Annotated in this window: 8 protein-coding genes; 3 read left to right on the top strand and 5 right to left on the bottom strand. The window is 38.5% G+C overall.

Going from position 1 to position 6807, the window contains the following annotated elements; genetic code table 11:
- On the bottom strand, positions 1-756 hold a 756-nt coding region (locus tag AACV33_RS11545), incomplete at its 3' end, for an outer membrane protein transport protein (protein ID WP_182700245.1).
- A gap of 313 nt (positions 757-1069) precedes the next feature.
- On the opposite strand from AACV33_RS11545, the gene AACV33_RS11540 reads away from it, so the two are divergent.
- A complete protein-coding gene (locus AACV33_RS11540) occupies positions 1070-1831 on the top strand; it encodes a phosphatase PAP2 family protein (protein WP_017023616.1) in 762 nt (253 codons plus the stop codon).
- Here AACV33_RS11540 and AACV33_RS11535 read toward each other — a convergent pair.
- Positions 1828-2709 (bottom strand): LysR family transcriptional regulator, encoded by an 882-nt coding sequence (locus AACV33_RS11535; RefSeq protein ID WP_017023615.1) that lies wholly within the window; start codon positions 2707-2709, stop codon positions 1828-1830. The two genes, AACV33_RS11540 and AACV33_RS11535, sit on opposite strands and share 4 nt — an antisense overlap.
- A gap of 320 nt (positions 2710-3029) precedes the next feature.
- Between AACV33_RS11535 and AACV33_RS11530 the strand changes: the two genes are divergently transcribed.
- Entirely contained in the window at positions 3030-3194 is a 165-nt protein-coding gene (locus tag AACV33_RS11530; protein ID WP_182700246.1) for a hypothetical protein, read from the top strand.
- Positions 3194-3907, top strand: coding sequence for an aspartate/glutamate racemase family protein (locus AACV33_RS11525; RefSeq protein WP_182700244.1), 714 nt, complete (start codon positions 3194-3196; stop codon positions 3905-3907). The genes AACV33_RS11530 and AACV33_RS11525 overlap by 1 nt, the downstream gene beginning before the upstream one ends.
- 2 nt (positions 3908-3909) lie before the next feature.
- Here AACV33_RS11525 and nrfF read toward each other — a convergent pair whose 3' ends face one another.
- Genes nrfF through AACV33_RS11510 form a run of 3 tightly spaced genes read right to left on the bottom strand, consistent with a single transcriptional unit; the run spans position 3910 to position 6775 of the window.
- Positions 3910-4365, bottom strand: coding sequence for a heme lyase NrfEFG subunit NrfF (gene nrfF, locus AACV33_RS11520; RefSeq protein WP_182700241.1), 456 nt, complete (start codon positions 4363-4365; stop codon positions 3910-3912).
- A 2-nt stretch (positions 4366-4367) separates the two neighbouring features.
- Positions 4368-4892, bottom strand: coding sequence for a DsbE family thiol:disulfide interchange protein (locus AACV33_RS11515; protein WP_182700240.1), 525 nt, complete (start codon positions 4890-4892; stop codon positions 4368-4370).
- Entirely contained in the window at positions 4889-6775 is a 1887-nt protein-coding gene (locus AACV33_RS11510) for a heme lyase CcmF/NrfE family subunit (protein ID WP_182700239.1), read from the bottom strand. The genes AACV33_RS11515 and AACV33_RS11510 overlap by 4 nt, the downstream gene beginning before the upstream one ends.
- Between the last annotated feature and the right edge of the window lie 32 nt (positions 6776-6807).

Here is a 6807-nt window from a genome sequence, read left to right as displayed (position 1 = left end):
ATTAGCCCCAAGGCCTACTCCGGTGGCTTGAATATCAACAACCTTCGTTTTGCCATTAATACTAAGGGACGGATCTTTTGAAGGCGGTATACCAGCAACATCTACATTAACCGTTACATCACCATCAGCATCTCGATACAAATCTCCCATCCCATAAATAATATCAATACCACCACCGAAACTTAAATGTTCATTTACTCGATAAGCCAAACTTAACCCTAAGTTCATACTTTGAACGCTCGTTGTTCCACCAAAAATTGGGGCTTTATAATCAGATTCAAACTCTGTGCCGGTCCCAAAATTTGAGTACGCAGCAACACCGATTGCAAATTTTTCATTTATAGGGTGGATGTAATAGAAGTTTGGAACTACTGCTATTGGAGCGACGCCATCAACATCAGCCACATTGACTGAATCATAACCAACGGCAGCTGAATCAAACGATTTCTTTCCTGTTAGTGGATTATATTTAACGTTCAATGTCCCATTCGGACGATTATACGTTCCATTTTTAACGGTAACGTCAGGTTTGACGACTGTCATACCCATAGAAAACGCGTCTTTATCAAACATCATCATTGCCGCGGCGTTTCGGCTTAATACTGATGCGTTATCAGCAATAACCGCTTCACCTGCGAATGCGCGGCCTAAACCCGTTGCTGAATGTTCGTTGACTTGAAAACCAGCCGCTAACGATGCTGAGCTAATTAATAATGTGCTTGTTGCTAACAGTGAGCGAGAAAAAGGGGTGTTCATCATTTACTTCATATCCACGAGTAGTGGCTAAAATATTCGAACTCTTTTAATAAAAGAATGTCCTAGCATTTCGGCTCTCTTTTTTATAGTGCGCCGAGTGTATGGATATGGATCAATGCCAGAAATCTGACCAGTGATTTTTTGACGTTTATTTAAACCCCCTCTGACAATGGTTAATTCTATTTGAAGATTTTGTAACCATAAGAAAGCACCTAATTGTAATCTTTTGTTACATTATGGAGTAATAACTCTACTCATTATCCGTTTTTTCTACATTTATTGTGCCCATAGAGCGTGCAAGCAAGGTACACTAATGACACTTAATTTTATGAAACAATTTACTATGTTATTTTCATTTTCACCTAAAAACCGTATTTACGAACTCGTTGCTTTTTTTCTGTTTATTGCAGCGATGCTGTTGGTTATTTTGATCATTCCAACACCCAATTTATTTGACCCAATGTCAGAGACAGCAAATAGTCTTCTTAGCTTGTTAAGTCGTTCTGCCGGCCATCCTCTTTTTATCGTCACTTCGGCAATACTTTGTTGCTTACCTATTATTAAGCGTATGCCTTTCAAGAAGATATTGTCCCTCTATCTTCAATTTGCCATCTTATTAGTACTTAGCTTAATACTTAAAACCAGTGTTAAAGCCATCACTGAGATCCCTCGTCCTTTTACTCAAGCATTAACACAAGTCAGTATCGTTGAAAGCCCTGATGCGTTTTACTTATTAAAAGAACAAGATAAACAAGATATGATCTCAATGGTTGAAACGCTTGTTAGCCCAGCTCGTATTGATCAATGGCGTCAAGGTACGAATTATTCATTCCCATCAGGTCATACTATTTTTGCCGCTATCTGTGTTTTATTCTGGGGTGGCTTTTTACTTCGTCATAAGCACTATGTACTAACCGCGGCAGTGATTAGCTGGGGAGTTGGTGTAGGTTTAAGTCGCTTATGGCTTGGAATGCATTGGCCAACGGATCTCATGGCGTCCATCATTAGCGCATCGATTTTGATTCTTTGTGTACCAACAATAAATTTAGAAAAAGAACCCATCGACAAAAACTAAGATTCTATTTCGCAAAGAATGTTCCACACTTTCTCTCCTGCGGGATGCAATCTAGCTTGATAGCGATAAGCATAGTATTCAATCGGAAGTCGTAATGATTGCTCGCCAATGATTGCGACTTTTTTTTGTTTCAATTCTTTCTCAATACTATAAGCAGGAAGCCAAGCAATGCCTTGCTTATCAAGTACTAGCATCTTCAACATATCTGTCATTGACGATGAAAATACGGGTTTCAATAAAACCTCATCTTTTACAGTTTCAACTTGTCTTCCCATATATGAAGTAGAACTATAAGCAAGCCATGGAACTACATTTTTATTATCAAATTGATAAATAGGAGCCCCATTATCATCACATGCGCTCACAGGTAAAAGCTCTGTTTTTGCAATTAGTAATGATTGGTATGGCGGTAACCTTAAAATATCATCATCAAACGCCAATAGAATATCGCACGCTCCATCTCTTAGTTCTTTAGTCGCTTGGTCAACATCAATAGCTTCAATACTTAATATAGGTTTGTAATTACCTTCGGGTAATGTTTTTTGAATCTTAGGAATTAGATGGGTTGCTAATGAATGAGCCGCTGCAACTTGAACAACATTCCCTCCAAGTTGAGATAAATCTGAAATTTGGTCAATACCTGTCACAATTTGATTCACCAATGTCCTGGCGGTCACTCGAAATAACTTACCGCTAGGAGTTAGGCCAATAGGCTTACTTTTTCGATTTATTAATTCAGCACCTATTGTCTCTTCTAATAAACGGATCCTACGGCTAAATGCCGGTTGGGTTACATTTCTAAGTATGGCTGCTTGTGAAAAATTTCTAACTTTAGCCAATACTAAAAAATCTTCTAACCATTTACTTTCTATGTTCATGTCATTTTCTCATCGCAAACTTATAAGGGCAAATATCACTATTCCTAAAGTGCATTATTGCTATTTATTATCTTTTTTTATGCCAACAACCTCTAATAAGTCACTAAAAATTAAAGAAATAGAGCAATAATTGCATAAAAAATAGTCGTTATCTTAAAGTACCGAGAGATAGATTTAGTTTATGTGAAATCCACCATGCTTATTTAGCATAGCAAGATGATTCTTAGCATTTAACAACCTAGACGCCAGCTGACATTATTTATTCAACTTATGCATCGTTCTACGATGAATATAAAAATGAATTACTTAGTAGAAATAGGATGTTTTATGTCGGTATTAATCGAAATTTCAGTGGTATTGATATGTATCGATTGGGGGCTAAAAATGGGGTTCCTTGGTGTGTCTTTGTTTTACCGACTTACTCAACGTCTCTTGGTGCCATTGAGTTTGATTCAACTGGCTCAACACTAATAGGGAAAAAATGATGAATAAAAAACTAGGTATTTTAGGTGGTATGGGGCCATTGGCAACGGTTGAATTTATGATGAAGATTATCAGTCAAACACCTGCACATAACGATCAAGAGCATATTCCATTGATTGTAAGTAGTGTTCCACAGATCCCAGATAGAACGGCATTTATCATGGGTCACGGCACTAACCCTTATCCAGAGCTAAAACACAGTTTTGATCAATTAGAGCAATCGGGTGCAGAGTGTATTGTTATTCCATGCAATACCGCGCATTACTGGTATCCGCAATTGAGTTCAACAAGCCATGTTCACACCATTAGTATTATTGATAGCGTTGTACAAGAAACTCAATTACGTAAGCATAAAACCGTAGGATTATTAGCAACAACGGCAACAATGAAAACCAAGATGTACCAACAAAAACTCAACCAATATAATATTGATGTGATTGAAACTGACGATTTACAACAACAAGCAGTAATGGCAGGAATTTACGAAGTAAAAGCAGGTAATGTTGAGAAAGGGAAAGCGATGATGCTACCTGTATTTGAGGATATGCTAGCTCAAGGCGCTGAAGCGGTTATTTTTGGTTGTACTGAAATTCCAGTCGCATTGGCTGAACAAAATATGAATTCACCCAAGCAGTGCTTAGACTCACTAGAAATATTAGCAAAATATTGTGTTGAATGGTCTTATGAAGCAGAGCACACCGCACTAGCAAGCTAAACTTACTCTTTACGATTCTTCTTCACTGATTTAATCGCCATAATGCCAAAGCCAATAAGTAACAATAACGGCAATAGCCAAAGTACATAGGTTTTAGCATTTAATGGCGGTTCATATAGAACAAAATCGCCAAAACGATGAGTCATAAATGCCACCACTTCTTTATCACTCTTACCTGCTTTGATCTGTTGATACACTTCTAAACGCAGATCTTTCGCTATCGGTGAATTTGACTCAATTAAGTTTTGATTTTGACATTGCGGGCAACGCAAACTTTTCGCCAATGCTATCGCTTGTTGTTGTTGCTCTGAAGAATCAAACTTAAACAGTTCTACGCTTTCTATTGTCGCTTTGTCAGCGGCAACAAATAAACGGTTATTGCTATCCAATGATGCATTAACGGAAAAGACGGAACATAAACAGAGTAATGGCACCAATAGATTAAAAAAACGCTTCATTATTACTCCTCAAAAAAGTCAGCAAATTCACGTTGCCACTTTTTCTCATCTAAAGCGCCAGTAAAGCGATGCAATATCACTCCTTTCTGATCAATTAAGAAAGTGGTCGGCGTACCAAAAACACCTAAATCCATTGCGAGCGATCCTCTTGGATCAAAAATCACCGCTTGATATGGCGAACCAGTCTGCTCTAGCACTTGTTTAGCCGCAATGCGATCATCTCGATAATCTAAACCAATAATGGTTATGCCCTGCTCTTTTAACTGATGCAAAAACTGATGTTCTGTTTTGCAAATCCCACACCACGCAGCCCAAACATTTAGCAAAGTTAGTGGCTGTTGCTGAAATAACGATTCATCTAATAATATAGACGTATCCATGACTTCTGGTAATTCAAACATAGGCACGATCTCTCCCACCATCGCCGTTGATGTACTCGACTCTTTGGTTTCTAATCCTGTAAATAACACACTAAAGATTATCGCGCATATTCCAATCGCTAATCCTACTTTTATTGCTGGCTTCATTTCTTACTACTCTTTCGCTTTATCATTGCCAATACCCCGCCTAGCGCCATCAAAATAGAACCAAACCAAATCCATCGAACGTATGCCTTATATTGTAAACGTAATGCGAAACTGCCGTCTTTTAATTTTTCACCTAACGTCACGTATATATCACCATGCCAAAACCAATGCATTGCAGGTTCACTCATGTTCATTACACGCACTTGATAATGACGACGTTGTGGCTGAACCATGGCTATTTCTTTGCCATTTTCACTGATCAATAAATTTGCTTGTTCTGCAGTGTAATTTGAACCTACCAGTAATTCGGTTTCTTTATAAGTGATCTCATAATCGGCTAATTTAGCGGTTATGCCCGGTTCCATTTTCGCACTGTTTTCAAAAGAGTGTTCACTGTTCATCGCTGCACCAATCATCACTATCGCAATACCAATATGAGCGATAACCATTCCTATCGCTTTGCCTTTGGACTGTATCAGCGACCAAATAGACCCCATTACTACAGCGAAAGCTAGCACCCAAACCAAGCTAGGAATTACTGCGATATTTTCATATTGAACACGATATATTCCTAGCCCTAGCACAATAGACATCAAGCCTGAAATAACGATCTTCTTGGTATTTGCATTTGTCGTCTTTCCTTCCCAACGAACAAAGACCGACACTGCCATCATTAACAAAGCAACAATCGCCATTGGCACAAATAACAGATTAAAATAAGGCGCTCCAACGGAGATATTTCCTAATCCGAAAATTTGGAAAATCATAGGATAAAATGTGCCAAGTAATACCGTGATTGTTGCGATTGAAAATAAACCTGCGAGCAATAAAAATAGAAAATCACGACTGATAAAATGACGAATAGGCTGGCTATTTAACTGTCTACTTTTTAATGAATACAGAGAAAAGGAGACTAGCATAACCACAAATAAGATCAGAAGAAGAATGATCCCACGAGTTGGGTCCACCGCGAATGCATGAACAGAAGTAAGCACCCCTGAGCGGACGACAAACGTCCCTAAAATACTCAAACAAAATGTCACTAACGACAGGATCATCGACGTTTTTAGAAGTTGGTTTTTCTTATCACTCACGATTAAGGTATGCAGTAAACCCGTTGCGGTTAACCAAGGCAACAAAGAGGCGTTTTCAACCGGATCCCAAAACCACCAACCGCCCCAACCGAGCTCATAATATGCCCACCACGATCCTAAACTGATTCCTGCGGTTAATAATGACCACGCTAATAGTGTCCAATGTCTTGCGTGTTTAACCCAATATTGCGGTACGTCTTTCATCATCAACGCAGCAAGTGCAAATGAAAATGTCGCGGCAAATCCGACGTAGCCTAAATACAATAATGGTGGGTGAAATATCAATCCAATATCTTGCAACATTGGATTCAAATCTCGACCTTCTAATGGCGTGTTAACATAAATAATGAAAGGATTTGAAGCAAATAAAGTAAAGGCTGAAAAAATAGCAATTAACGCATTAAGCACCAACAAAACTCGAATAACGTATTCTGTTTGTATGGTTTTTCGATTAAGAGTTATGACACCTGCCCATAACGTTAAGGTTAATACCCAGAACAATAATGACCCTTCATGCCCTCCCCAAATCGCGGCCACTTTAAAAAAGACAGGCAAATCAGAATTAGAATGCTCGGCAATATATCGAATAGAAAAATCATCGATGTAAAACCCATAACCTAATGCAGAAATAGACAACAAACAAAAAATACAACTGAGCAGAGAAAGTGGCAATATCGACATTTGCCACGAGATATTCCCTTTCACGATTCCGTAGCTGGTAGAAATAACACCCACAACAGACAGCACCATCGTTGCTATTAACCAGAACTGACCTATTTCAGCAACCATAATGCTCCACGCATGCATTTTTATTCGTTAAT

Source organism: Aliivibrio sp. SR45-2 (assembly GCF_963890165.1).
GTDB lineage: Bacteria > Pseudomonadota > Gammaproteobacteria > Enterobacterales > Vibrionaceae > Aliivibrio > Aliivibrio salmonicida.
The sequence above is the reverse complement of the archived record's forward strand: the minus strand, read 5'-3'. Positions and strand labels throughout refer to the sequence as shown.

Coding starts and splice junctions, on each gene's coding strand:
- AACV33_RS11515 (WP_182700240.1), bottom strand. CDS start 4,892: ATGAAGCCAGCAATAAAAGTAGGATTAGCGATTGGAATATGCGCGATA.
- AACV33_RS11530 (WP_182700246.1), top strand. CDS start 3,030: ATGTTTTATGTCGGTATTAATCGAAATTTCAGTGGTATTGATATGTAT.
- AACV33_RS11510 (WP_182700239.1), bottom strand. CDS start 6,775: ATGGTTGCTGAAATAGGTCAGTTCTGGTTAATAGCAACGATGGTGCTG.
- AACV33_RS11540 (WP_017023616.1), top strand. CDS start 1,070: ATGACACTTAATTTTATGAAACAATTTACTATGTTATTTTCATTTTCA.
- nrfF (WP_182700241.1), bottom strand. CDS start 4,365: ATGAAGCGTTTTTTTAATCTATTGGTGCCATTACTCTGTTTATGTTCC.
- AACV33_RS11525 (WP_182700244.1), top strand. CDS start 3,194: ATGAATAAAAAACTAGGTATTTTAGGTGGTATGGGGCCATTGGCAACG.
- AACV33_RS11535 (WP_017023615.1), bottom strand. CDS start 2,709: ATGAACATAGAAAGTAAATGGTTAGAAGATTTTTTAGTATTGGCTAAA.